This window comes from Amycolatopsis acididurans (genome assembly GCF_012328925.1).
Taxonomy (GTDB): domain Bacteria; phylum Actinomycetota; class Actinomycetes; order Mycobacteriales; family Pseudonocardiaceae; genus Amycolatopsis_E; species Amycolatopsis_E acididurans.
Genome location: NZ_JAAXLS010000016.1, coordinates 103,843 through 129,692 on the forward strand (window position 1 = coordinate 103,843; position 25,850 = coordinate 129,692).

At 68.7% G+C, this 25,850-nt stretch carries 20 protein-coding genes, 2 pseudogenes and 1 riboswitch; of the genes and pseudogenes, 10 read left to right on the forward strand and 12 right to left on the reverse strand.

What is annotated here, in order from left to right:
* Window positions 1-32: 32 nt before the first annotated feature.
* Window positions 33-392, reverse strand: coding sequence for an ArsR/SmtB family transcription factor (locus HFP15_RS22640; protein ID WP_168518706.1), 360 nt, complete (start codon window positions 390-392; stop codon window positions 33-35).
* Between the two features lie 62 nt (window positions 393-454).
* Between HFP15_RS22640 and HFP15_RS22645 the strand changes: the two genes are divergently transcribed.
* Window positions 455-2,311: a heavy metal translocating P-type ATPase gene (locus HFP15_RS22645; protein WP_312871700.1), complete on the forward strand. Its 1,857-nt coding sequence runs from the start codon at window positions 455-457 to the stop codon at window positions 2,309-2,311.
* A gap of 3 nt (window positions 2,312-2,314) precedes the next feature.
* On the opposite strand, the gene HFP15_RS22650 is transcribed toward HFP15_RS22645, so the two are convergent.
* The 6 genes and pseudogenes from HFP15_RS22650 to HFP15_RS22675 all read right to left on the reverse strand — a co-directional run bounded on the left by HFP15_RS22650 (window position 2,315) and on the right by HFP15_RS22675 (window position 8,542).
* Window positions 2,315-2,485: a hypothetical protein gene (locus HFP15_RS22650; RefSeq protein ID WP_168518708.1), complete on the reverse strand. Its 171-nt coding sequence runs from the start codon at window positions 2,483-2,485 to the stop codon at window positions 2,315-2,317.
* Window positions 2,486-2,689: 204 nt separating this feature from the next.
* Window positions 2,690-3,232, reverse strand: a complete 543-nt coding sequence (locus HFP15_RS22655; protein ID WP_168518709.1) for a TetR/AcrR family transcriptional regulator — start codon at window positions 3,230-3,232, stop codon at window positions 2,690-2,692.
* Window positions 3,211-4,011, reverse strand: coding sequence for an SGNH/GDSL hydrolase family protein (locus tag HFP15_RS22660; protein ID WP_168518710.1), 801 nt, complete (start codon window positions 4,009-4,011; stop codon window positions 3,211-3,213). Before HFP15_RS22660 ends, HFP15_RS22655 begins: the two co-directional genes overlap by 22 nt.
* 64 nt (window positions 4,012-4,075) lie before the next feature.
* Window positions 4,076-5,613: pseudogene (locus HFP15_RS22665) on the reverse strand (beta-N-acetylhexosaminidase).
* Window positions 5,614-5,697: 84 nt separating this feature from the next.
* Complete coding sequence (locus tag HFP15_RS22670) at window positions 5,698-6,528, reverse strand: MarR family winged helix-turn-helix transcriptional regulator (RefSeq protein ID WP_312871701.1); 831 nt, start codon at window positions 6,526-6,528, stop codon at window positions 5,698-5,700.
* Between the two features lie 136 nt (window positions 6,529-6,664).
* Complete coding sequence (locus HFP15_RS22675) at window positions 6,665-8,542, reverse strand: propionyl-CoA synthetase (RefSeq protein WP_168518712.1); 1,878 nt, start codon at window positions 8,540-8,542, stop codon at window positions 6,665-6,667.
* A gap of 140 nt (window positions 8,543-8,682) precedes the next feature.
* Here HFP15_RS22675 and HFP15_RS22680 point away from each other — a divergent pair, with 140 nt between their 5' ends.
* Window positions 8,683-10,407, forward strand: a complete 1,725-nt coding sequence (locus tag HFP15_RS22680) for a serine/threonine-protein kinase (RefSeq protein ID WP_168518713.1) — start codon at window positions 8,683-8,685, stop codon at window positions 10,405-10,407.
* Window positions 10,408-10,656: 249 nt separating this feature from the next.
* Here the strand turns inward: HFP15_RS22680 and HFP15_RS22685 are convergent, their stop codons facing one another.
* Complete coding sequence (locus HFP15_RS22685) at window positions 10,657-12,210, reverse strand: dolichyl-phosphate-mannose--protein mannosyltransferase (RefSeq protein WP_168518714.1); 1,554 nt, start codon at window positions 12,208-12,210, stop codon at window positions 10,657-10,659.
* Between the two features lie 628 nt (window positions 12,211-12,838).
* Here HFP15_RS22685 and rsmI point away from each other — a divergent pair.
* The gene (gene rsmI / locus HFP15_RS22690; RefSeq protein WP_168518715.1) at window positions 12,839-13,663 is read left to right on the forward strand and encodes a 16S rRNA (cytidine(1402)-2'-O)-methyltransferase; all 825 of its coding nucleotides are present in this window, start codon (window positions 12,839-12,841) and stop codon (window positions 13,661-13,663) included.
* A 238-nt stretch (window positions 13,664-13,901) separates the two neighbouring features.
* Complete coding sequence (locus HFP15_RS22695) at window positions 13,902-14,858, forward strand: quinone oxidoreductase family protein (protein ID WP_168518716.1); 957 nt, start codon at window positions 13,902-13,904, stop codon at window positions 14,856-14,858.
* Here HFP15_RS22695 and HFP15_RS22700 read toward each other — a convergent pair.
* The gene (locus tag HFP15_RS22700) at window positions 14,808-16,103 is read right to left on the reverse strand and encodes an aminodeoxychorismate synthase component I (protein ID WP_312871702.1); all 1,296 of its coding nucleotides are present in this window, start codon (window positions 16,101-16,103) and stop codon (window positions 14,808-14,810) included. The genes HFP15_RS22695 and HFP15_RS22700 overlap by 51 nt on opposite strands.
* A gap of 12 nt (window positions 16,104-16,115) precedes the next feature.
* Complete coding sequence (locus HFP15_RS22705; RefSeq protein ID WP_168518717.1) at window positions 16,116-16,799, reverse strand: G1 family glutamic endopeptidase; 684 nt, start codon at window positions 16,797-16,799, stop codon at window positions 16,116-16,118.
* Window positions 16,800-16,902: 103 nt separating this feature from the next.
* On the opposite strand from HFP15_RS22705, the gene HFP15_RS22710 reads away from it, so the two are divergent.
* The gene (locus HFP15_RS22710) at window positions 16,903-17,880 is read left to right on the forward strand and encodes a glycoside hydrolase family 183 protein (RefSeq protein ID WP_168518718.1); all 978 of its coding nucleotides are present in this window, start codon (window positions 16,903-16,905) and stop codon (window positions 17,878-17,880) included.
* Here the strand turns inward: HFP15_RS22710 and HFP15_RS22715 are convergent.
* Window positions 17,877-18,488, reverse strand: a complete 612-nt coding sequence (locus tag HFP15_RS22715; protein WP_168518719.1) for a glycoside hydrolase family 25 protein — start codon at window positions 18,486-18,488, stop codon at window positions 17,877-17,879. The two genes, HFP15_RS22710 and HFP15_RS22715, sit on opposite strands and share 4 nt — an antisense overlap.
* Before the next feature lie 380 nt (window positions 18,489-18,868).
* Window positions 18,869-19,063, reverse strand: a pseudogene (locus HFP15_RS22725) (PadR family transcriptional regulator); the annotation flags it as partial.
* 48 nt (window positions 19,064-19,111) lie between these two features.
* Here HFP15_RS22725 and metG point away from each other — a divergent pair.
* The 5 genes from metG (at window position 19,112) to HFP15_RS22750 (ending at window position 25,649) form a co-directional block, all read left to right on the forward strand.
* Window positions 19,112-20,911, forward strand: coding sequence for a methionine--tRNA ligase (metG, locus tag HFP15_RS22730; RefSeq protein ID WP_168518720.1), 1,800 nt, complete (start codon window positions 19,112-19,114; stop codon window positions 20,909-20,911).
* Window positions 20,901-21,734, forward strand: coding sequence for a TatD family hydrolase (locus HFP15_RS22735; RefSeq protein WP_168518721.1), 834 nt, complete (start codon window positions 20,901-20,903; stop codon window positions 21,732-21,734). Before metG ends, HFP15_RS22735 begins: the two co-directional genes overlap by 11 nt.
* 220 nt (window positions 21,735-21,954) lie before the next feature.
* Window positions 21,955-23,403 (forward strand): resuscitation-promoting factor, encoded by a 1,449-nt coding sequence (locus HFP15_RS22740; RefSeq protein WP_312871703.1) that lies wholly within the window; start codon window positions 21,955-21,957, stop codon window positions 23,401-23,403.
* A gap of 44 nt (window positions 23,404-23,447) precedes the next feature.
* Window positions 23,448-24,299, forward strand: a complete 852-nt coding sequence (gene rsmA, locus HFP15_RS22745) for a 16S rRNA (adenine(1518)-N(6)/adenine(1519)-N(6))-dimethyltransferase RsmA (RefSeq protein ID WP_312871706.1) — start codon at window positions 23,448-23,450, stop codon at window positions 24,297-24,299.
* 53 nt (window positions 24,300-24,352) lie between these two features.
* Window positions 24,353-24,443: riboswitch (SAM riboswitch) on the forward strand.
* Between the two features lie 198 nt (window positions 24,444-24,641).
* Window positions 24,642-25,649 (forward strand): methionine ABC transporter ATP-binding protein, encoded by a 1,008-nt coding sequence (locus HFP15_RS22750; RefSeq protein WP_168518722.1) that lies wholly within the window; start codon window positions 24,642-24,644, stop codon window positions 25,647-25,649.
* Window positions 25,650-25,850 lie beyond the last annotated feature (201 nt).

Sequence of the window (25,850 nt, forward strand, 5' to 3'; positions counted from 1 at the left end):
GACAGGCTCGGTCACGCAGACCACTTTGCCAGTTATGCGGTGTCCGAGCGGTCCTCGACGCCGAGCCGGAGGTGTTCGATGTGGTAAACGGCCTCGTCGAGCAACTGGGCGACGTGGTTGTCGTAGAGGCTGTAGACGATGCTGCGACCGGTTCGTTTGCCCGCGACCAGGCCGAGATTGCGCAGCAGCCGCAGCTGATGCGACACCGCGGACTGCTCCATTTCGACGGCCTCGGCGAGTTCGCCGACCGAGCAGGGACCCTGGCGCAGGCGGGTCAGCATGAGCAGGCGGCTCGGCGTGGCCAGCGCCTGCAGGGTCGCGGCGACCGTGGCGGCGCTCGCCGCGTCCAACGACGCCGCAGGAGTGCTCCTGCCCTCGACTCCGTGACCCACGGAACAATCCTAACAAGAGAACACATGTAGACGTCTTCATATGTTCTTGTAAGGTGGGGGCCGTGACGAACACCGGGGAACGAACGCGCCACTTCGATGTGCCGGAGGTGCGCTGGGCGGCCGCGTCGACCGTGCTGTTTCTCGCGGGGATCGCCGCGCAGTTCGCGGGAGCGCCGACGTGGGCATGGTGGGCGCTGTACCTGGCCTGCTACGTCACCGGTGGCTGGGAACCGCTGCTGGCCGGTCTGGCCGCGTTGCGCGCGAAGACTTTGGACGTCGACCTGCTGATGATCGTCGCGGCGATCGGCGCGGCCGCGATCGGCCAGGTGCTCGACGGCGGCCTGCTGATCGTCATCTTCGCGACTTCCGGCGCGCTGGAGGCGGTCGCCACGCGGCGCACGGCCGATTCCGTGCGCGGCCTGCTCGACCTCGCCGGAGACACGGCGACCCGTGTGACCGCCGACGGCGAGGAAGTCGTGGACACGACGTCGCTGGTGATCGGCGATGTCGTGCTGATCCGGCCGGGAGAGCGTGTCGGGGCCGACGGTGAGGTGCTCGACGGCGCGAGCGAAGTCGATCAGGCTTCGATCACGGGCGAGTCGATGCCGGTGCTGAAGACGACGGGCGACGAGGTGTTCGCGGGCACGCTCAACGGCACCGGCGCGCTGCGCGTACGCGTGAGCAGGGCCGCGTCGGACACGGTGCTGGCCCGGATCGTCGCGATGGTCGAGGAGGCATCCGCGACCAAGGCCCGGACACAGCTGTTCATCGAGAAGATCGAGCAGCGGTACTCGGTGTGCGTCGTGGCGGCGACGCTCACGTTGTTCTTCCTCCCCTTGGCATTCGGCGCGTCGCTGCAGCCGACGTTGTTGCGCGCCATGACGTTCATGATCGTGGCGTCACCCTGCGCGGTCGTGCTCGCGACCATGCCGCCGCTGCTTTCCGCGATCGCCAACGCGGGCAGGCACGGGGTGCTGGTCAAGTCCGCGGCGGTGCTGGAGCGGCTCGGCACGATCACCCGGGTCGCGTTCGACAAGACCGGCACCCTCACGGAAGGAATGCCGCGGGTGATCGACGCCGAGGACGCGGTGCTGCGCCTCGCGGCGGCCGTCGAATACGCGAGCGAGCACCCCGTGGGCCGCGCCATCGTCGCCGAGGCACGGTCCCGTGGTCTGGATGTGCCGCAGGCGCGGGAGTTCGCCTCGATCCCGGGCCAGGGCGTGACCGCGATCGTGAACGGCACCCGCGTCGCGGTGGGGCGGCCCGAGCGGAAAGCCGGGGCCGTACGCGTCGGTGCGGCGGCGGCCCTGAACGTGGCGCCGAGCCTGCCCGCCGACGAGGGTGTCGCGGTCACGGTCGACGAGGTCGAGATCGGCCGGATCCGGCTCAGCGACCGGGTCCGGCCCGGCGCGTCCGAGGCCGTGGCGCGCCTGTTGGATCTGAACCCCGTGCTGTTGACCGGCGACAGCGAAGCAGCCGCACGGCGGGTGGCCGCCGAGGTCGGAATCGAGGACGTCCGTGCGGAACTTTTCCCGCAGGACAAGGTGTTCGCCGTGCGCGCCCTCGGCGACCGGGTCCTGGTCGTCGGCGACGGAGTCAACGACGCGCCGGCGTTGGCCGCCGCACACACCGGTATCGCGATGGGACGCGCCGGATCGGATCTGGCTCTCGAAACCGCCGACGCGGTCGTGGTCCGCGACGAGCTGAGCGCGATTCCCGCGGTGGTCACGCTCGCGCGGCGTGCCCGGCGGCTGGTGCTGGTCAACCTCGTGATCGCGAGCACGTTCATCGTCGGTCTCGTGGCGTGGGATCTGCTGGGCGAGTTGCCGCTGCCACTGGGCGTGGCCGGGCACGAGGGTTCGACGATCATCGTGGCGCTCAACGGATTGCGGCTGCTGCGGAAGTCCGCGTGGGTCTGAGCCTCAGCCCGGAGCCTGATCGCGTTCCCCCTCGATCTTGCGCAGGAAGTCCTCCACGACGGTGATCATGGCGGCGTGGCCGGTGTTCACGTCGAAGGCCTCCTCCAAGCGCAGGAAGCGGGACAGCCCCCGCACGGGCCCCAGCGCACGTTCCCAGGTGTCCAGCATGTCCATGAAGCACCCCGGCACGCGCTCCGGGGTGGCAGGGACAGCGAAGGTGTGCGCCGCAGGCCCGTCACCTGGCAGGGGCCCCGCGTGTCCCGTAGCCCGGTGAGCCCGGTGAGCCCGGTGAGCCCGGCGAGTGCGAGATGCCGAGACGCCGAGACGCCGAGACGCCGAGACGGCGGAGTGAACGCCGAAGTTCGCCGAGCGTGGACGTCAGCCGAGGTACGTGCTGAGCGTGACCTCCAGCGTCGTGTCGACGTCCGGACGTCCCTCGAGGCCACCGCCGAGCCACAGTTCAGCGATGCCGTGCAGAGCCGCCCAGAGTGAGGCGGCCAGCGTCCGGGCGTCCGCTTCCGGGCGCCAGCCGTCGGCCTGTGCCTCGGTCACCAGCTCGGTGAACCAGGCGAAAACCTCGCTGTGTGATTCAGCCAGTTCGCTCGGGTCGGTCAGATCGTGCCGGAACATCAGCTCGAACATCGCCGGATTGTCGAGCGCGAAGTCGAGGTACCGGCGGCATGCCGCCACCAACCGGTCCTGCGCACCCGTCTCCGGGAGTTCGTCCCGACGCTTGTGCAGTTCGGCGAACCCCTCGGTCGCGACCGCCGACAGCAGTTCCGCACGACCTGCGAAATGCCGCAGCGGCGCACCGTGGGACACGCCCGCGGCGCGGGCGATCCGGCGCAATGTGACGGCCTCGACCCCCTCCTCGTAGAGGAGTCCGACCGCCGTCGAGATCAGGCGCGTCCGGGAATCCACGGGGTCATCTCGTCGGCGAGCACGGGACGCAACTCCGGGCGCTTCGCGGTGAAGCCATCCCCGGGAGACCGGCCGACAAACCAGTTCCGAGTCCTGGTCATGGCAACCGGCAGCACCTCCTGCCACACCCAGCGCGCATGCCCCCGCACGCCCGGCCGCAGCGGCTCGCCGGGCAGCGGCGCCAGCCATTCCGGGTCGAACGCGACGTTCAGCCCGTTCAGCAGATGCGCGGCCAGCCTGCGGTGGCCGGGCTCGGACAGATGCAGCCGATCGGGGCCGAAGTAGCGCAGGTCGTGCACGTCTTCGGTCGCGAGCTCCACGAGCTGAGCCCCATGGGCCTGCGCAGCCGTCCGGATCGCCTCGTTGAGTGCGTCGATCCGAGGGCGGACACGGAACAACCCGGGCAAACGGTTCGACACGTCGCTCAGGGTGAACACGACCACCGTCGGCACGGCCCTCGTCAGGATTCGCACCGCCGCATTCACCCGCAGCGCCACGACGTCGGCCCGGAAGTTCCGGGTCATCACGTCGTTGGCGCCGCCGAAGAGGGCGACCAGATCCGGTTGCAGATCCAGAGCGGTGGGAATCTGCTCCACGATGATCTGGTCGAGCCGCCGTCCACGCACGCCGAGGTTGGCGTAGCGGAACTCGGGCTCGGCCGCGGCGAGGGTGGCCGCGGCCAGATCTGCCCAACCTCGGTACTGCTTGCTGTCGGGGTACAGGTCATGCAACCCCTCAGTGCAGCTGTCGCCCAGCGCGACGAACCGTTTGTAGCCCATTCAGGTCTCCGTCATGCTTTGTTAACTCAGGAGACCAGGTTTATCAAACTTCTGTAGACACTGTCTACCAATCGATTTGCGGCGAGTGGTAGAAGCCAATCCCCTCGGCCGTCCACCGGGGGCCTTGTAAAGCCAACCGGGCTCGGTAGGAGTCCCAGTTGTGGCTCGACCTCGGCGACCAGCCGATCTCGGCGATCCGGCCAGTCTCGGGAAGGCCATGTACTCGATGTTGTCACTCGTTGTGAGCGTCTCTGACCACAACGGGGCCTCCACCCCGGCCACCGACTGCTCACCGACACCCTGGACCGTCGTCGCCGGGTCCCAGTCGTAGGCGTCGCGTACCTCGACGTAACCGGCCCAATGCAGGCCGAGCGGGCTGTCGGCGTTGTACTGCATGTCCAGGTACGCCTTGTTCGCGGGCGACATGAGGATCTTGTTGCCACGCGCGGCCGCAGCCGCGGTGTCGGTGTCTTGACCGTCGGTATCCCAGAACTGCGGCACGGCCGAGACCGGCGGGTCAGCTTTCGCGATCTCGTTCCAGCCCTGCATCAGCTTGCCGTGTTTCGCCACCAACGGCAGCACGCGGCCCATGAACTTGGCGTAGTCCTCGGGCGTGGTCGCGTGCGCCTCGTCCCCTCCGATGTGGAGGTACTGGCCTGGGGTGAGCGCGGCCAGTTCGCCGATCACGTCATCGAGGAACCGGTATGTGATGTCCTTGTCCACGCACAGGGAGCTGAAACCGACATCGATGCCCGTGTACAGCGGCGGCGCCGTCCCGTCGCAGTTCAGTTCGGGATACGAGGCCAGCGCCGCGTTGGTGTGGCTCGGCATGTCGATTTCCGGGATCACGGTGATGTGCCGCGAAGCGGCATAAGCCACCAGGTCCTTGTACTGCTCTTGTGTGTAGTAACCGCCCCGCCCGCCGCCGACCGCGGTACTGCCGCCGTACGTGGCCAGATTGGGCCAGCTCTTGATCTCGATGCGCCAGCCCTGGTCGTCGGCGAGGTGCAGGTGCAGCCGGTTGATCTTGTACTGCGCGATCTGGTCGATGTAGAGCTTGACCTGATCCGGCGTGAAGAAGTGCCGGGCAACGTCGAGCATGGCCCCGCGATAGGCGAAGCGCGGGTAGTCGACGATGCTTCCGCCGGGCACAATCCACTGCTGGTGTTGAACGGTCTTGGCTTCGATGTGGGCGGGCAGCAGTTGACGCAGCGTCTGCACTCCGGAGAACAAGCCGTCGGTCGTATTGGCCTGGATGGTCACGTCGTGCTTGGTGATCTCGAGGCGGTAGCCCTGCTCGCCCACTTGCGACGTCGGCCCCAGGTGTAGCGAGATCGAGGAGCCCTTCGCGGACGGCACGACGGGAAACGGGTATCCGGTGGCCGGACGAAGTTGGCCGCCGAGGTAGTCGGCGACCTGCTTTGTCGCGCGGTCGGCGACGATCACTGTCGCGCCTGTGAGGTGGAAATCGGCCTTGGGATTGGATTTCGCCGTCACGGGAACGGGGATTACGTCCGTGAGTGCGCGAGCGGCCTTCGCCGCGGTGGCGGGCTGAGCGATCACGGTCAGAGTCAGTAGTGCGGTGCCGAGCAGGAGGGACAAACGTCTTCGCCTTGCGCACCTCGGCTGATCGGGGGAGGGGATTGTTAAAGGTATAGACCAATGTGGGTGATTGTGCAATCCTTGTCATAGTTCGACTCGAACCCGGCCGGCGCGTTCGCTGATCCTGTCCAGAACACGTTTGGCAGCCTCCAGATCGGAGGGTGAGATCCCTTCGAGCAGCGTGTTGTTCGCGCGTTCCGATGCCTCGGTGACGCGTTCGAACAATTCGCGCCCCTCGGTGGTCACGTTCACTTGATCGCCCGTGAACTGGACCAATCCGGAACCTTCGAGTTGCCTCAGGTTGACCGAGGCTTCGATCCGGGACGATGCCCGGTCCATGAACACCATGTCCGGACTCAACCGCGGCTCGGATGTGCCCTCCTGCCGGGCGGTTGCGCGCAGGGCGGTCCATTCGTCGAAGGACAAGCCGGCCTCGGCGAGAAGTCTGTCGAGTACGGCTCGGGTGGCCGCGGCGGCTGCGTTGATGTCGTGGCCACCGAAAACGCGGGACGTGGTCATGGTGGGTTCGCTTTCGGTGTGTGTCTCGCCGAGCAGGGCGAGCAGTGTTTCGCGGAACTCGCGGTGCCGCTCGCTGTCTTCGCCGCCGACGGGGTCGAGTAGTTCGCTCTGCAGGGTGTCCACGAGTGCGACCGCGCGCTCGATGACCTCGTGTCCGCGCTCGGTGAGCGTCACCCGGACGGCACGCGGGTCGTCCGGGTCCGGCGGTCGCTCGACGAGGCCCGCTTTTTCCAGTGCGCGCGCCAGCTTCGACACGTAGATCGGCTCCATCCCGGTGTGGTCCGCGAGTTCTCGCTGGCTTGGGCGGCGGCCGCTGCCGCGGGTGAGTCCGCTCAAAGCTCCCAGTAGTGAGAACTGGGCATGGGTCAGTCCCAGCGGGGCGACGACTCGGTCCACGCTCGTCCTCCATTTAGTGGACAACCGCCAGATCAGATATCCCGTCGTCGCCTGCATGTGCTATAGAGTACATGGCAACAATGTACATGGCAACTATGTGAGTTGCTCGACGAAGGAGGTCGTCATGGCCCTGAAGTCAGGACGTGCGCAGAACGGAGCGAAGCGTGTCGAGTACGGCCGGGTCCTCGATGGTCGACGGCACCGGCTCTTCGCGTCCCTCGGCAATGCCGCGCATCGTCTTGCGCAGGATCTTGCCCGAACGGGTCTTCGGCAGCGCGTCCACGACGGACACCTGGCGGAACGCCGCCACCGGCCCGATGTCGCGGCGCACGGCGGCCACCAGTTCCTCGCGCAGCGTCTCCTCCGCTATCTCAACGCCTGCCTTGAGCACTACGAAACCGCGCGGAAGCTGGCCTTTCAGTTCGTCACGCACTCCGATCACGGCACATTCCGCGACGGCCGGATGCGCCGCGAGCACGGCCTCCATCGACCCCGTGGACAGCCGGTGCCCCGCCACGTTGATCACGTCGTCGGTGCGGCCCATGACGAACAGATAGCCGTCCTCGTCCTTGAAACCCGAGTCGCCGGTCAGGTAGTAGCCGGGATAGCGCGACAGGTAAGCCTCCACGTACCGGTCGTCGTCTCCCCACAGGGTCGGCAACGTTCCGGGCGGCAGCGGCAGCTTGATCGCGATCGCGCCTTCCCGGCCGGCCGGGAGCTCGGTGCCCGATTGATCGAGTATGCGAACGTCGTATCCCGGCACCGGCACGGTCGCGGACCCGGGTTTGACCGGCAACGGTTCGAGCCCGCGGGGATTCGCGGCGATGGGCCACCCGGTCTCGGTCTGCCACCAATGATCGATCACCGGTGTGCCGAGCTTGTCGTGTGCCCAGTGGTAGGTCTCCGGATCGAGCCGCTCGCCGGCGAGGAACAACGTCTGGAACTTGGACATGTCATAACGTCGCAGTTCCGTGGCGTCGGGGTCGACTCGCTTGATCGCGCGCAGCGCCGTCGGCGCGGTGAACAGGGCTTTCGCTCCGTGTTCGGAGATCACGCGCCAGAACGCGCCGGCGTCGGGGGTACCGACTGGTTTTCCTTCGTACACAACCGTTGTCGCACCGACGAGCAGCGGTGCGTACACGATGTAGGAATGCCCGACGACCCAGCCGACGTCGGAGGCGGTCCACCAGATGTCGCCGGCCTTGACGTCGTACACGGCGCGCATGGACCAGGCCAGCGCCACGGCGTGCCCGCCCGTGTCACGCACGACGCCCTTCGGTTTCCCGGTCGTACCGGACGTGTAGAGGATGTACAACGGGTCGGTGGCGGCGACCGGGACCGGGTCCGCGGGTGTCGCGGCGGCCAGGGCTTCATGCCAGTCCACATCACGAGGCCCGAGATCAACACGCAAGGCGTCCCGCTGCAGGATCACGACCTTGTCCGGCTGATGGTCGGTGGTCTCCAGCGCCGCGTCGATGATCGGTTTGTATTCGACGACCCTGGTGGGCTCGATGCCGCAGGAGGCCGCGACGATCACCTTCGGCTTGGCATCGTCCACACGAATCGCCAGTTCCTTCGGCGCGAACCCGCCGAACACGACCGAGTGCACGGCACCGATCCGCGCGCAGGCGAGCATCGCGACCACGGCCTCGGGCACCATCGGCATGTAGATGATCACGCGGTCACCCTTGCCGACGCCGAGCGAACGCAAGGCACCCCCGAAACGGGCGACCTCGTCGCGCAACTGGGCATAGGTGTAGGTCCGTTGCGAGGACGTGACCGGCGAATCCCAGATGAGCGCGGGTTGCTCGCCCCGGCCACCCTCGACGTGCCTGTCCAGCGCGTTGTAGGCGGTGTTCAGCTCACCGTCGGGAAACCAGCGGAACAGGGGTGCCTCCGAGGAGTCCAGAGCCCGCGCGGGCTCCTTCGTCCAGTGGATGGCCTTTGCCGCGTCCAGCCAAAACCCCTCGGGGTCGGACAGACTGCGCTGGTACTCCTCGGCGTAGGTGCCCATAGGGACAGACCTCCTCCTCGTCGAGCCGCTGTTCCCTCATCATGAACGTTCGGGATGAGACCGCAACCCGCCCGTCGGGCCCCGCGTCCAACGGACGAATAGGGTGGAGACCCTGAAGGACCGAACAGGAGGGACCGGCGGTGGACGGTTTCGCGAGCTGGCTGCTGTCGCTCGCGCACACCCTGTTCAATCCTGGGTTCTGCCCGGGCGATTGGGTGTTCGCAACGAGCGCGGCCGGTGCGCTCATCGCGCTGTTTCCGGTGCTCGGCGCCGTGATCGTGGCAGTGATGCGCAAGTTCACGGGCAACCGGTACGACGCCGCGACACTGGGTGTGATCGCAGCCGTCGGGTTCCTCATGGTGTTCTTGCTGCCCTGGCTGGCGGCCAACGGCATTTCGGGGGTCTATCGCGCGGCTTTCGCAGGCAAGGACTCTGGCCTGTCGGTGGCCGAGCAGGCGACGCTGGGCCGCAACTACTGCGGTTTCATCGGCGTGCAGAGCGAGTACCTCGGTGGCGGGCAGAACGTCTTCGAGACCTTGTTCTACCCGTCGGGTAGCAAGCTGGCCTACGGCTACTACCTCGGCGCGCTGATCGGGCTGCCCGTGCTGTCGCTGTTCTTCGTGATCCTGCAGGCCCGCACTGCGATGCGGCGTGGACAGAAGTGGCCGGGCAGGCTGCTGTGGGTGCCGTTCGTGGCGTTCGCCCTGTTCAGCTCGACCGTCGAGGCGAACACGGCGGTGCATCTCTGGCTGGGTTTCCTGCCGATGAGCGTCATCGGGCTGATTCCGATCGCGATCGTCGGGCCGCCGCCGTGGGCGGTGATCAACCGGCCCAAGCAGGAGCGGCGTCCCGAACCGCGGCCCGAACCCACACCGCAACCTCCACCACCCCCGCAGAAGCAGTATGCGCCGACAGCGCTCGCGTCGGCGCCGCAGCAACTCGCCGCCGCGCCCGGTGCCGTGCCCGTTCCGCCTGGATCGACGGCCAACGGCAGCGACCGGTACCGGCGTCTCCGGCGTCTGGGACATGGTGGGTTCGGCACCGTTTGGCAGGCCGTGGACAACCAGCTGGGCCGCACGGTGGCGCTCAAGATCGCACATGCGCCGGATCGGGACACCGAGGAACGGATGCGCCGCGAGGCCCGTGCGCTCGCGATGGTCAACCACCCGAACTGCGTCCGTGTCTACGACCTGGTCGAGGAGCCGGACGGGCTCGCGCTGGTGATGGAGTACCTGGACGGGCAGGCGTTGGCGTCGGCCGTGGACGCCCAAGGGCCGCTCGACGACGTCGCCGCCGGAAGGTTGTGGGCGACCATGGCGGGGGCGCTCGCCGCGGCCCACGAGAAGGGCGTGCTGCATCGCGACGTGAAACCGTCGAACGTGATCGTGGACCCGGAGGGGGCCCCGCATCTGATCGACTTCGGTATCGCGCGCAGCAGGGGCGACTCGACGATGACGGCGACCGGAATGATGATCGGCACGCCCGACTTCGTCGCACCTGAGCAGGCCGCGGGCGCCGCGGCGAGCCCCGCGTCCGACGCGTGGCAGCTCGCCGCGACCGTCAGCTACGCGCTGTCCGGGTACCCGCCGCGCGGAACGCGAGAGAGTCCGATGGCCGCGCTGATGGCGGCGGCGCGTGCCGAACCGGTGAGCAGGCTGCCGCAGCGGTCGGCGCACGCACGGCTGCTCATGGCGTCGTTGGACAACGAGCCACGCCGGCGTCCGACCTTGGATACGGTTCGCCGCGAGGTCGAGGGGTGGCTGGCCAGGGCAGGCAAGTCCCCGGACGGTCCGGTGACCCGCATCGTGCCGAGGCAGCCGCAGAGTTCCGCGACGCGCGCCATGCCGCCGCGCCGCGGCGCCTGACATCGACGAGGCCGAGGCCGTCCGGCAGGCCGAGGCCATCCGACGGGCCGGGGTCGACGCAGCGCCGGTCGGTTGAGAGCTGCCGGACCAGCGGCGCGGGCTGGACTTTGACGAGTCGATCTGCGGCCGAAACCTGGGGCAGGTGCTGAGTCGCGGGTCGGGCTCGCGGCGCTCGTGCTTGCGGCGAGAAGCCCGTGGTCAAGGCGCGGCGGGCCCTGGGTGCCGTGACGGCCCGCGTGGTCTGTGGCGTCAGTGCCAGGAAGGCAACCAGAGTTCCGCCTGCCAGCGGGCGGCCGAGATGGGGTCGCCATTGAGGATGGGCCACAGCCAGGCGAAGTTGGCCACGACGAGCCCGATGTAGAGGGCTACGACCAGGAGACCGGTACCGCGGCGTTCGAGTCCACGGCGGGCGCTGCCGAGGATGTGGCCGAGTACGAGTGTGAGGCCCAGCGCGAGGAACGGGGCCATGGGCGTGGCATAGAAGAAGTACATCTGCCGATCGATGTTGGTGAACCACGGCAGATAGCCGGCGAAGTAGCCCACCAGCACGGCGGCGTAACGCCAGTCGAACCGGAACCACCAGCGCCACAGGCCCCAGCCGAGCATGGGCAGCGAGAGCCACCACATCGCCGGTGTGCCGATCAGCATGGTCGCCTGGACGCAGTCGGTGCCGCCGCAGGTCGTGGTGCCCGATTCGTAGTAGTACAGCATCGGGCGCAGGCCCATCGGCCACGTCCACGGCTTCGACTCCCACGGATGCGGGTCGTTCTTCGGCGTGAGCAGCGTTTCGTGGAAGTGCAGGACGTTCATCGAGTAGTCGCCGAGTGAGCGCAGCGCGGGCGGGACCCAGGACCAGAAACCGGGCGCGATCTGCTTGATCTCGGTGTAGTGCCGGTCAGTGCCGGATTCGCTCGCGAACCAGGCCCACCAGCTGCCCAGGTAAATCAGGACCGGAATCGCGATGATCGCCCACAAGGCGGGCGCGACGTCGCGCCGCAGCGTCCCGAGCCACGGGCGCGGCACTCCGGCGGCATGCCGGGCCGCGACATCGAAGCCGACGACGAGGAGCCCGAAGAACGCCATGTAGTACAGGCCGGACCACTTGATCGCGAACGTCAGGCCGACGCACACTCCTGCCGCGAAGCGCCACCAGCGAAACCCGAGCCGAGGGCCCCACGGTGACTCGTCGGCCCAGCCTTGGCTGACCGCGAGTGCCAGGCGTTGCCGGACCTGATCGCGGTCGACCAGCAGACATGCGAAGGCTGCGAAGGAGAACAGCGCGATGAAGATATCCAGCATCCCCATCCGCGACTGCAGGAACAGCACGCCGTCGCAAATCACCAGAATTCCGGCGACGCCACCGAGCAGGGTCGACCGGGTGAGCCGCCGGGCGGCGCACACCACAAGGATGACGATGACCGTGCCTGCGATCGCCGAGCTGAACCGCCAGCCCCACCCGTTGTAGCCGAGTACCCACTCGCTGAGCGCGATGAGCTGTTTGGCCAGTGGCGGGTGCACGACCAGCTCGTAGCCGGCGTTGTCCTCGAACCCGCCGTTGCGCAGCATCTGCCACGCCTGGGGCACGTAATGCTTCTCGTCGAAGACCGGGGTGCCCTTGTCGGTGGGGAAGCCGAGATTCTGGAGCCGCGTGATCGCGGCGACCAGCCCCAGCACCGCCGTGACCAGCCAACCCCGCAGCCGGTCGGTGGGCATCGGCCTGCCGAGCAGGGTCGCCTCGCGGTCGGTCGGCGGTCGCAGTGACTCGACCGGGTCGGGCGACGGGCGGGTCAGCAAGGCGGTCACGGGGGTCGATCCTAGGGGAGGCGCCGTGAAGCGCGGAGCAGATCAGCCCTGTGCCGGGCGTCTGTGGGGAACGTTCGGCGACGGGCGGCAAGCTGAGCGGTGATGCGGCTGGGGGCTGGGCCGTGACAACTGCGGCTTGAACTACAGGGTGGCCAGGCTGGCTGGCGGGCCGGGCACGCGGAGCTGCTGGGCCGTGGGGAGGACGCCGCCGTGCGAGTCGAGCGCCGAGCGGTTGCGCTGGGCGCGAACCTTGTGCGTCGTCGGGTGCGGGCGCGATTGGGACGCGAGGTGCGGCGCAACCGCGGGCGTGACCGCGGCGTGGAGTCGTCCCGCTGTAGATGCGGGCGTGGCTGGGACCCGAGGCGCGGGGCAGCCGCGGTCTGGTGTGGACACGCCCCGCTGTGGTCGTCAGGTGCGGGCGCGGCTGGCCCCGCGGCGCCGGGTAACCCGTCTTGCGTCGTAGAGCAGCCCTTCCGGGGGAGCTGCGGAGCAACCCCGCCCGGAGGTGCGGCGCTACCCCGCCCGGACAGCTGCGGAGCAACCTTGCCGGGGAGCGCGGCGCAACTGTCGCCCATCGCCGGCGCGGAGCACCCGCGTCCCCTGCCGGGCGTCTCGTAGGCTGAGGGGTATGCCGCTCGTCCTTGGTGGAACGCCGCTCGGTGACTCGCGGGATGCGTCGTCTCGGTTGCGGGAGGCGTTGGGCACCGCGGACGTGATCGCGGCGGAGGACACCCGTCGCCTCCGTGCGCTCGCTGCGGCGCTCGAAGTCTCCCCCGGCGGGCGGATCGTGAGCTTCTACGAGGACGTCGAGAACGCCCGCCTCCCCAAGCTCCTCGAAGCCCTCCACGCCGGCGAAACCGTCCTTTTGGTCACCGACGCCGGCATGCCCAGCGTGTCCGACCCCGGCTACCGCCTCGTCTCCGCTTGTGTCGACGCCGGGCTCCCCATCACCTGCCTGCCCGGCCCCTCCGCCGTCACCACCGCACTGGCGCTCTCCGGACTGCCCAGCGACCGGTTCTGCTTCGACGGCTTCGCCCCGCGCAAGGCCGGCGAACGGGCCAAATGGTTCGCCGAACTCGCCGCTCAGCCACGCACGGTGGTGTTCTTCGAGTCGCCGCACCGGCTCGCCGCGACGCTCGACGACGCGGCGAAAACCCTCGGCGACCGCCGCGCCGCCGTGTGCCGCGAGCTCACCAAAACCTACGAGGAAGTCCGCCGCGGGACGCTTGCGGAGCTGGCCGCGTGGGCCGCCGAAGGGGTGCGTGGCGAGATCACGGTCGTCGTCGAAGGTGCGAGTCCCGCCCGCGCCGACGTCAACGACCTCGTGGCGGAGGTGTCCTCACGCGTCTCCGCCGGGGAACGTCTCAAAGCTGTTGCCACTGAGGTCGCCCAGCTCGCCGGAGTGTCGAAAAAGGAGCTCTACGACGCCGTGCTCGCGGCGCGCCGCGGCTAACGCCCGCTGCGCCGCGAACTCCACCCGCTTCGTCACGATCGCCTTCGGCAGGCTGCGCAACGACGGCAGATCCAGCTCCACCGTCAACCGCGCCGAATTCACGACCACGTAACCGATATCCCCCGGAATCGGGTAACTGACGTCCATCGCTCCCCCTGTGACACCTGGTCCCCGAGCTGCACAGGCTACTCAGGGTTTCCCACCGCGAACAGTCGTTACCGAGCGGTAGGGTTCGGCTATGCGAGCTGTTCACGTCACCGAGTTCGGCGGCCCCGAGGTACTGCGCAACGTCGACCTGCCGGATCCGGCGCCCGGCGAGAACCAGGTGCTGATCGAGGTCGACCACGCCGGCATCAACTACGCCGATACCCACCAGGCCGAGAACACCTACCTCGCGCCCACGCGGCTGCCGCTCGTGCCCGGCGGCGAGGTCGTCGGCCGCACCGTGGATGGGCGCCGGGTGCTCGCGCTCCTCGGCAGCGGCGGCTACGCCGAGCGTGCCGTCGCCGAGCCCGCGATGACCTTCGACGTGCCGGACGGCGTGGACGACGTGACCGCTTTGTCGTTCGTCGTCCAGGGCACCACCGCGTGGCTGCTGCTCCGCAAGAGCGCCCATCTCGAACCCGGCGAAACCGTGGTCGTGCACGCGGCCGCCGGCGGGGTCGGCAGCATCGCCGTGCAGCTCGCCAAGGCCTGGGGTGCCGGGCGGGTCATCGCGACGGCCAGCAGCGAGGACAAGCGCAACCTGGCGCTCGAACTCGGCGCGGACGTCGCCGTCGATTCGCGAGCCCAGGACATGACCGCCGCGCTACGCGAAGCCAACGACGGCAAGCGCGTCGACATCGTGCTCGACATGACCGGCGGCACGGTCACCGACCAGAGCGTCGCCGCACTCGCCCCGTTCGGGCGGCTCGCGTTCTACGGCATGGCCAGTCGCGAGCAGCCCAAGCCGGTGCAGCTGGGCAACCGGCTCAGCCACTCGACGACGATCGCGGGCATGTGGCTGCCGCACGCGTTCGGACTGCCGGGCAACGTGTACGGCACGGCCCTCAAGGAATTGTTCGACCTCGCGCTGAACGGGAAGATCCGGGCCGTGCCGGGTGGTGAGTTCGGGCTGTCGGAGGCACGCAAGGCGCACGAGGCACTACGTTCGCGCGGCACCATGGGGAAACTCGTGCTGGATCCCCGTCGCTAGCAGCGCTTCCAGCGGCGCGGCCTTGTGCAGGCATTCCTCCCATTCGACGCCCGGGTCCGAGTCGGCGGTGATGCCGCCGCCGACGCCGAGCGCGATCCGGCCGTCCTGGATCTCCAGGGTGCGGATCGCGACGTTGAGCTCCGTCCCGGCCACCGGTGAGACGAGTCCGATCGCACCCGTGTACACGCCCCGTGCCGCCGGTTCGAGCTCGGCGATGAGATCCAGCGCGCGAATCTTGGGCGCACCGGTCACCGATCCCGGCGGGAACGTGGCCCGCAGCAGATCGGCGTCGGTTCCGCCCTCGGCCAGCCGTCCTTCCACTGTGGACTCCAGATGCCACACGCCGGGCGCCGGGCGCACGGTGAGCAGGTCCGGGACGCGCACGCTGCCGACGGCACACACCCGGCCGAGGTCGTTGCGCACCAGATCGGTGATCATCACGTTCTCCGCGACGTCCTTCGCCGACTCGCGCAGGCGCTGGGCGAGGTGGTCGTCGGCGGGCCCGCGTCGCGGAAGCGTGCCCTTGATCGGCGTCGACCGGACGAGATTCCCGTGCCGGGCAAGGAAGAGCTCCGGCGAGAGCGACACGATCGCACCCCAGTCGCCCGCGAGATAGGCGGCACGACGTGGCCGCAGAGTGCGCACGCCTTCGGCGAACAGGTCCACCGGGGCGCCGTCGAAGGACCCGGTGAACCGCGTGCAGATGTTGGCCTGGAACAGCTCGCCGTCCTCGATCGCGCGCACGCAGGCCTTGACCGCGTCGTGGTGCGGCAGCGGCCGTCGCAGCGGCGCGGGAGCCCAGCCTTCAACCGGGACGGGACGCGTCAGGAGTTCGTCGAACTCGGCGCCCGACGGGTCCGGCGCGCCGTCGGGCACCAGCGCCTCGAACCACCATCGGCCCTGGGCATCGAGCCGCAGCACGTGATCCGCCCAGCCCCACGCGGCTTTCGGCAAGCCGCTCGTCCGGCCGGACGGATCGGTGAGGTCGTAGGACAGGTACCCGAACCAGCCGCCGCCCACCCCCTCCGGCACCACGGGATCCGCAGGCCGCTGGGCGAACAGCGCGAACGGATCCTCGATCGGTGCGGGCCGGATCGCGGGCGCCAGTACCGCCCGCGATCCGAACCACTCACCGCACAGGCCGGCCGGGCTGCCTACGCCCAGCGCCTGCGCCCGCACACTGAGTAATACGAGTACCTCGTGCGGCTCCCTGTACCCCTTGAGCCCCTCCCGGTACAGCCGCACGCCCGTATTGTCTCAGTGCCGGCTCATGGTGAAATCGTTGCCGTCGGCGGCGATGGCCGACGGCGACCAGGTGTACGTGCCGTGGTCGTCGGCGTCCACTGCGGACGGTGACGTGGCCGCGAGCGCGGTGTTGTCGAACTTGACCCCGGTGAAATGCACGCCGCCGTTGATGGTCGGGTACGAACCATTGGGCGACTCGATGACCGCCTCGGCCGAGGAATGCTTGGCGGACAAGGACTTCGTGACCGTCTGGGACCAGCCCTTGGTGGTGTCACTGACCACCAGCCGGTAGCTGCTCGACCCGGTGCGGGTGACCGTCGCGGTGATCTTGTCGCCCGCGCTCACCGGATTGTCGTAGTACACCGGCGCCGCCGGGTACATCTCGTACCACGCCTGGTACGTCGCGGATCCGCTGGAGCAGTCGGTGGCGACCCCGGTCTGTTCGACGGTGGACGAGCCGTCGCCGTCGATGCCGACCCAGGGCGCGAAAAGATCGTTGCTGGACTCGCAGGTGACCATCGGTTCCGTCCAGCTCGCGGTGGCCGTGGTGAAATCGCCGAAACTGACGTAACCACCCCAGTTGCCGCCCGAGAAGTTCTGCGCGCCGAACACGGGCGCTGCCGTCGCGGTGCCCGCGAAGGCGCACGAGGCGAGTGCGGCGACGGTGAGTGCGCTGGCAAGGCTCGTCTTTTTCATGAGACGAGTATCGATTCCGGTAGTTGTTCACCAATAGCTACTTTCGGACCAAAATAACCAACCAAGAAATGCTCAAGCGCGGGTAATGGCCTACGGTCGGGTCATGCTCGAAACACAGCTGGTCGCCAAGGTCACGGGCGCCGATTCCGTCAACCGGACCGACAAGCGCTTCGCCGTGTACGGCACGGATCTCGGCATCCTGTGGGACGGCGGCGACGGGCGGGTGTTCGCGTTGTTCGGCGACACTTTCGGCGAGGGCTGGGGCGGTGACGGCGGCGGCCCCAACAGTGCCGACTGGCGGTGCAACGTGCTCGGCTTCTCGACCACGCGGGACCTGTCGCAGGGCATGACGCTGGACGATTTCGTGCCGCGCGAGGACGGCATGGCGGCGCAGGTGATCGAGCGCGATCCGCGGCGGGACGAGGTCACCGTCATTCCGACCGCCGGCATCGCGATCGACGGCATCCACTACGTGCACTACATGTCGGTACGCGAATGGGGCCCGCCCGGATACTGGCACACCAACTACTCCGGGATCGCCGTCTCCGACGACGGTGGCGTGAACTGGGCGAAACCGCAGGGATCGCGGTGGATCAACCGAGCCGAGCGCGACGATCCGTTCCAGATGTGCGCGTTCGCCCGCGACGGCGACCACGTGTACCTCTACGGCACCACCAACGGCAGGCACGGCGACGCGTACCTGGCTCGCGCGTACGTTCCCGAACTGCTCAATGCCTCGGCGTACGAGTACTTCACCCCGCGAGGCTGGACCCGCGACGAGTTCGCCGCCGAACCGGTGCTGCGCGGCCCGGTCGGAGAGCTGTCCGTCGCCTACGACGTCCACTTAGGACGCTGGGTGGCGATGCATCTCGACGACCCGGGCGGTGCGATCCTGCTGCACACCGCCGAACGCCCGGAAGGCCCGTGGTCGCCGGGCGAGATCGCCGTGCCCGGCGCGCAGTTCCCCGGTCTCTACGGCGGTTACCTGCATCCGTGGGCGCTCGACGGCCCGGACATCTACTACCTGATGTCGCAGTGGGGTCCGTACAACGTTTTCCTTATGCGCACGAGGCTCGGTTAGATCGTCACATCGGCGAGGGTGAACGGGTAGACCAGCGCGTCCATGCCGATCGGCCCGTCGAAACCGGGGCCTTGCACCTCGGTGTGCTGGTGCAGCCCGAGGCGGGGGTGGAACCAGCCGGGCCGCCCAGGGATGCCGTTGTGCCTGCTGACCCACAACACCACGTCCGCGTCGGCCCATTTGTCGGGATGCAGCCGCCGGAGCCAGTAGTCATAAGGTGCGTAAATCAGCACGCGCCGGATCCCGGACGCGTGCCGCAGCGCCTTGATCCACGTCTTCACGAACCGGTCGTCCACGCCCACCGCGTCGACGTCGAGTGCCGGTGCGAGCGAGCCGGGGCCGAACACGCCGAGCTGCTTGCCCAGCCGCACGCAGAACTCGGCCTGATCGTGTGCCGCGCCCGGCCGCGCGTAATGCCGGATTCCGGCGCGGATTCCGGCGCGTTGCGCTGCCGCGATCTGCCGCTCCGCGCCGGAATCGCTCCAGTTGACGTTCTCGGTGACGGTGATGGACGAGAAATGGACAGCATCGCCGCGGACCGTGTCCCAATCGTCCACGGTCGCGTGCAGCGACAGGTTCAGCCCTCGCTCCGAACGGTCCTCGGTCAAACCTCCACCTTCGCACTCCCCGTGACCCTGTCCAGCCACTCTAGGTGCGAAAGCGCTCGAATGCGGTATTGACGCGTCTCGGGTTACGCGTTCTGCCGTTGGAAGGTCCGCGCACCCCACCACACCGCGAGCGCCGCCATCTGGATGATGAGCGCGGGGGTGAGGATCGTCCAGCTGCTGCCGGGCGGGAAACCCGGCGTGCTGCCGGCAGCACGGTGTCCCCGCGCGGCACCCGGAACGACACGCTCGTGTCCATTGTGGTCACTTCGTGTGCGCCGTCGACTCGCGCGGCGACGCCCGCCGCCGCCGGTACCGAGTCCTCGGCGACCTCGATCGTGACGCCGTGTTCGGCGCGCAGGCGCCGGATGTGCTCCCACAGGTTCGCCCGGCTCGACGTCCACCAGCTCCAGCAGGTCCTCGGCGGTCATCTTCTTCAGTGCGTGATAGATCGAGCCCGGCTACACGTTGGCCCACCTGTCCGCGGACCACGTCAGCAGCTCACGGCGCACCTGGTAGCCGTGAGCCTTGCCGCACCTGCGCGCGACGCCGAGCACCAGCAGCCGGGTCGCCGACACGTACACCTCCCAGAAATGGGTACGACAGCCCCCGTACGCTAATAAAGCATGAGCACCCCAGTGTTGACGGCGGTGGCCTGGCCCTATGCCAACGGGCCCCGCCACATCGGCCACGTTTCCGGTTTCGGCGTCCCGTCGGACGTCTTCTCGCGCTACCAGCGAATGGCCGGCAACAAGGTGCTCATGGTCTCCGGCACGGACGAGCACGGCACGCCGATCACCGTCCAGGCGGACAACGAGGGCCTGACCGCGCAGCAGACCGCGGACAAGTACGCCCGCCAGATCGGCTCCGACCTGCAGGGTCTCGGCCTGTCCTACGACCTGTTCACCCGCACCACCACCGGCAACCACGCGAACGTGGTGCAGGAGATCTTCCTCGCGCTCTACCGCAACGGCTACGTCGTGCCCAGGACCACGACCGGCGCGGTCAGCCCGTCCACCGGCCGCACCCTGCCCGACCGCTACATCGAGGGCACCTGCCCGATCTGCGGGTACGACGGCGCGCGCGGCGACCAGTGCGACAACTGCGGTAACCAGCTCGACCCTGCCGACCTGATCAACCCGCGCTCGCGGATCAACGGCGAGACGCCGAAGTTCGTCGAGACCGAGCACTTGTTCCTCGACCTGCCGGCGTTCACCGAGACGCTCGGCAAATGGCTGTCCACCCGCAGTGACTGGCGGCCCAACGTCCTGAAGTTCACCAAGAACCTCGTCGACGACATGCGGCCCCGCCCGATCACGCGTGATCTGGACTGGGGCGTGAAGGTGCCGCTGGACGGCTGGCGGGACCAGCCGCTGAAGCGGTTCTACGTGTGGTTCGACGCGGTGATCGGCTACTTCTCGGCCAGCGTCGAGTGGGCGCGCCGCAACGGCAACCCGGACGCGTGGCAGGAGTGGTGGACCAACCCCGACGCCCGTGGCTACTACTTCATGGGCAAGGACAACATCACCTTCCACGCCCAGATCTGGCCCGCGCTGCTGCTCGGCCACAACGGCGCCGGTGACAAGGGCGGCGAGGTCGGCCCGTACGGCACGCTGAACCTGCCGGACGAGATCGTCTCCAGCGAGTTCCTCACGATGAGCGGCTCGAAGTTCTCCACCTCGCGCGGCACCGTGATCTACGTGCACGACTTCCTGCGCGAGTTCGGTCCCGACACGCTGCGCTACTTCATCTCGGTGGCCGGGCCGGAAACGCAGGACACCGACTTCACCTGGGACGAGTTCGTCCGCCGCACCAACTTCGAGCTGGCCAACGAGTGGGGCAACCTGGTCAACCGCTCGATCTCGATGGCGCACAAGAACAACGGAGCGATCCCGGCCCCGACCAGGCCCGCGGCGGCCGACGAGGAACTGAAGTCGCTCTCGCGTCAGGCGTTCGAGACGGCGGGCGGGCATCTGCGCCGGTCGCGGTTCAAGCTGGCCGCCACCGAGGCCATGCGGGTCGTCACGGCGGCGAACCGGTATCTGTCGGACCAGGAGCCGTGGAAGCTCAAGGACGACCCGGACCGGCGCGACGCGGTGCTGCACACCGCGCTGCAGGTGGTGTCGGACGCGAATACGCTGCTGACCCCGTTCCTGCCGCATTCGGCGCAGAAGGTGCACGAGGCGCTGGGCGGCACGGGTGTGTGGGCGGCGCAGCCGCAGCTGCAGGACGTCGAGGACCTCGACATCGCCGGCCGCATCAACCCGATTCTGACCGGTGACTACGCGGCCGAGCAGGCCCGCTGGGAGTCCACGCCGATCGAGGTCGGCCGCCCGTTGGCCAAGCCGACCCCGTTGTTCGCGAAGCTGGACCCTAAGCTCGGCGAGACCGGCCCGGAGTGGGCGCCGATCGAGCGTGACGAATAAGAAGGAGAAGCCACCGGTGCCGGAGCGGCTTCCGGCGCCGGTGGTCGACGCGCACACCCATCTCGACGCCTGCGGGGCTGCCACGGCGGCCGACGTGTCCGCGATGGTGGACCGCGCCGAGGCCGCCGGAGTCACCCGCGTCGTGACCGTCGCGGACGATCTCGACGCGGCGCGGTGGGCGGCGCAGGCGTCCACATGGGATCCGAGGGTCTTCGGCGCGGTCGCGATACATCCCACCCGCACCAAGGAGTTCGGCGCCACGGAGCGGTCCGAAATAGAGCGCCTATCGCGTCAGGAACGCGTCGTGGCGGTCGGCGAGACCGGTTTGGACTACTACTGGGACTACTCGCCGCACGACGCCCAGCAGGAGGCGTTCCGGTGGCATATCGACCTCGCCAAGCGGGTCGGAAAGCCGCTGATGATCCACGACCGGGACGCGCACGAAGACGTCCTCCGGATCCTCGCCGAGGAGGGCGCGCCCGAGGACGTGATCTTCCACTGTTTCTCCGGGGACGCCGAGATCGCCCGCCGATGCGTGGCCGCCGGTTATGTCCTGTCCTTCGCCGGGACCGTGACATTCCGGAATGCGAAAGAGCTTCAAGAGGCCGCACGATTGGTCCCATCGGGGCAATTCCTGGTGGAGACCGACGCGCCGTTCCTGACGCCCCATCCGTTCCGTGGCAGGCCGAATGAGCCTTTCTGCACGGCTTACACCGTGCGATACCTGGCTGAACTGCGGGAACAGAGTGTGGAAGAGGTCGCTTCGGCGGCTTGCCGCAACGCCGAACGCGTGTTCCGACTCCCTTCTGTCACAACGAGTTGAACGCATTGCGACATTCGTGGCGGCGAACCAACCACACGGACGAGTGGTACAAGTCACAAGATTCCAAGGGGTGTTTGCGCAACCCCTTAAGACCCGTTACTGTCCCGTGATCGTGCCGCTCGATTAATCGATCAGCACAGCCGTGGCGAAGTCAGTGCAGGTCGGGATCGGGGATGACGGAAGCCACGGATGTCGCTAACGCGAAAGGGAACGACCTGCTGTGACTGCTGGTAGTAGACAGGCTGAGACGCGTCTCGACGAGACGAGCTGGTTCGACTCGTCCCGCGGTGGTGTTGGCACGCTCGACTGGCCGAACCCCGAGGACGACTGGGACTTCTCAGACGACCTGTCCATCACCGAGCACGATGTGCGCACGGTTCTCGGCCCCGACGCCGAGGCCCTCATGTCCGAGGCCGAGCTCGACGTCGACGAGCTGATCCGGCTGATCAACGCCGAGACCACGATGCTGCCCCCGCTCGCCATTCCGGACGCGGCTTCCGCGGACCGCACGGTCGCGGGCGAGGCCGAGGAAGAGCCCGAGCGGGCCCTCAAGACCGCGGTCAAGACCTGGAAGAAGCGGTTCCTCCGCGGCTCGGTCCTGGCCCTGCTGATCAGCATCACCGGCGGCGGCGCGGCCGCGCTGGCGATGAACAAGAGCGTCACCGTCGACGTCGACGGCCACACCCAGACGGTGCACAGCTTCGGCGGCACCGTGGGCGAGGTCCTCAAGGACGCCGGCCTGACCGTCGGCGAGCACGACGCGCTGTCCCCGTCGCCCCAGGCGCCGGTCGGCGACGGCGGCGTCATCAAGCTCGAGCGCGGCCGCCACCTGAATCTCGTCGTGGACGGCGTGGCCCAGGACGCCTGGGTACGGGCCGACACCCTCCAGGAAGCCCTGGACCAGCTCGGCGTCACGCCCAAGATCGGCAACAACGCCTGGTTCTCGATGCCCGCGACGGGTGAGCTGCCGCTGTCCGGCGCCACCGTCGAGGTCAAGACGCTCAAGACGATCACCGTGTTCGACGGCGACAGCGCGCCGCACCAGGTGACCACGCACGCGCTGACCGCGGGTGACTTCCTCAAGGAGCAGAACCTCACCCTGGGCCCGGACGACGAGGTCGAGGGCGGCCTCGGGTTCAAGATCCTCAACGGCGCCGAGGTGCACATCAGCCGCACCGGCATCTCCGTGATCAACCAGGAAGAGGACATCGACCCGCCGGTCCAGCAGATCAAGGACAACACCCTTGACGCGGGCCAGCAGGTCGTGCAAGACCCCGGCACCCCCGGCAAGCAGGTGGTCACGTACCGGATCACCAAGCGCAACGGCCAGGAGACCGACCGGGAGCAGCTCTCGGTCAAGGTGATCACCGACGCCAAGCCGAAGATCGTCCGGATCGGCACCAAGCAGCCCGACATCAGCAACGCGGGGATCTGGGACAAGATCGCGCAGTGCGAGTCCACCGGGAACTGGGCCGCCAACACCGGTAACGGCTTCGAGGGTGGCCTGCAGTTCACCAACAGCACCTGGCTGGCCTACGGCGGTGGCTCCTACGCCCCGCACGCCTACCAGGCCAGCCGTGAGCAGCAGATCGCCATCGCGGAGAAGGTCCAGGCCGGACAGGGCTGGGGCGCGTGGCCGGTGTGCTCGAAGAAGGCCGGCGCCGCCTGACCGAGGCCGAAACGCCCGCCGGGGACTTCGGTAGGGTTTCCGGCGTGATGCACCTGCTCGGGCCTGCCGAGATTCGTGGGCTGGCCGCCGAGCTGGACGTCCGGCCCACCAAGAAGCTCGGGCAGAACTTCGTCCACGATCCCAACACGGTGCGCCGCATCGTGGAGCTGGCCGGGGTTGGTCCCGCCGACTCGGTGCTCGAAGTCGGTCCCGGGCTCGGCTCGCTGACGCTGGGCCTGCTGCTGTCCGGGGCCACGGTGTCCGCGGTGGAGATCGACCCGGTGCTCGCGCGGCGGTTGCCGGAGACGGTCGCCCAGTACGCCCCCGATGCCGCGTCCCGGCTGACCGTTCTCACCCGGGACGCCTTGAGGCTGGCCGCGGACGAACTGCCCGCGCCGCCCGGTGTACTCGTGGCGAACCTGCCGTACAACGTCGCCGTCCCGGTCGTGCTGCATCTGCTCGCCGAACTGCCGTCGCTCACGCGCGCGCTGGTGATGGTGCAGACGGAGGTCGCCGACCGCATGGCCGCCGGACCGGGTAGCCGCATCTACGGTGTGCCGAGCGTCAAGATCGCCTGGTACGGCCGGGCGCGCAAGGTCGCCCCGGTGCCGAGGGCGGTGTTCTGGCCGGTGCCGAACGTCGATTCGGCGCTGGTGTCCTTCGAACGGGCCGCCGAGCCCGTCTCCTCGGTCGACCGCGAGACGGTGTTCGCCGTCGTCGACGCCGCATTCGCGCAGCGGCGCAAGACGATGCGGGGCGCGCTGGCCTCGTGGGCGGGTTCCGCGGACCGCGCGGGCGCGGTGCTCCGGGCGGCCGGTATCGATCCGGGGATCCGCGGCGAGCAGCTGACGGTGCAGGACTTCGCCCGCATCGCCCAACATGCGCCGTCCGTGTGATCTGCGCCGAAATACTTGCGCCCAACACACGATATCCGTTCTACTTTTGTGAGTATCCATCCCGAGCGACTGAGAGACCTGGCTCGCCGAAGTCGCAGCAACCACCCGTTCGCGGGCAGGTGCTACCGCCAGGATCGATGGAGGATCACGTGTACCGCACGCGAATGCTCACCAGGCGCCGAGTCGTCGATGAGTGCCGCCGCACCGTCTGTGCGTGTCGTAGCTGACCGTTCTCTCTAGCTGAGTTCGATCTTCCCGCATCCGTCCGCTGTGGACGGCTACTTTCGGTGTCGGTCTTTCGCGCGCCTGTAGCAGGCGCGCGCCCTCCTTGTGGAGCCTTTCGTGATCACTGTTGAGAACCTGAGCAAATCCTTTCCTGGCAAGACATCCCCCGTTGTCGCGCTACGCGACGTGAGTTTGGACGTCAGCCCCGGGGCGCTGTACGGCGTGGTCGGCCCCGCGGGTGCCGGCAAGTCCACCCTCGCCCGTTGCGTTGCGCTGAAAGAGAAGCCGGACCGCGGCGTGGTGCGGTTCGACGGACTGAACACCGCGGGGCTGGACGGCAAACGCCTGCGCGAGGTGCGCAACCAGGTCGCGGTGCTCGACATGGCGCTGCACGCCGAGCGCACTGCCGCCGGCAACGTCGCGGCCCCGCTCGAACAACTCGGTGTCGACGGCCCGCGCCGTCGCGCGCGGGTCGGGCAGGTGCTCGACCTGCTCGGCCTGACCCAGCGAGCCGGGCAGCTTCCGGCTGAACTGTCCAAGGGGCAGCAGCGTCGGATCGCGATCGGCCGCGCGCTCGCGGCCGGCCCCACGGTGCTGCTCGCCGACGACCCCACCGGCGACCTCGAGCCTGAGGAGTCCGGCACCGTACTGACCGTGCTCGACCGCGCCCGCGCCGAGCTCGGCGTGACGGTGCTGGTAACGACCAAGGACGATTCCGTGGTGCGCCGCGTGTGCGACGAGGTCGCGGTGCTCGACTCGGGCCGCGTCGTGGAGAACGGCTCGGTGCTCGACCTGGTCACCGACCCCACGAGCCGGCTCGCGGATGCGCTGCTGCCCTCGATCGACACCCCGCCCGCGCACGCCGCCCGCTACGACCGCGCCGCGGACGTGGTGCTGGTCGGTTTCGCCGCCGTCGGTGCCCTGCTGCCCGAGGCTTCGATCCGCTTCGACATCGAACTCGCGACCATCGGCGGTGGGCTGACCCGGATCGGCGACACGCCGGTCGCGCGGTTCCGCATCGGAGCCAACGGCAGTCAGGCCGACGCCGCGCTGGCGTGGATCGCCGACCGCGGCGCCCACGTCACGCAGGCGCTGGACGGGCCGCGTCGCGTCGCCGCGGCGTGAGTCTGGTCGTCTCCTGGGTGATGGGGGCGCTCGGCGGACCGTGTCGCGTCGCCGCGGCGTGAGCCCGGTTGCGTCCTGGGTGAGGGGGCGTTGGACGGGCCGTGTCGTGTCGCTGCGGCGTGGGCTTGGTCGTCTCCCGTGTGATGCGGCGCTCGGCGGATCGCGTCGAGTGGCCGGGCGTGAGCCCGGTTGCCTCCTGAA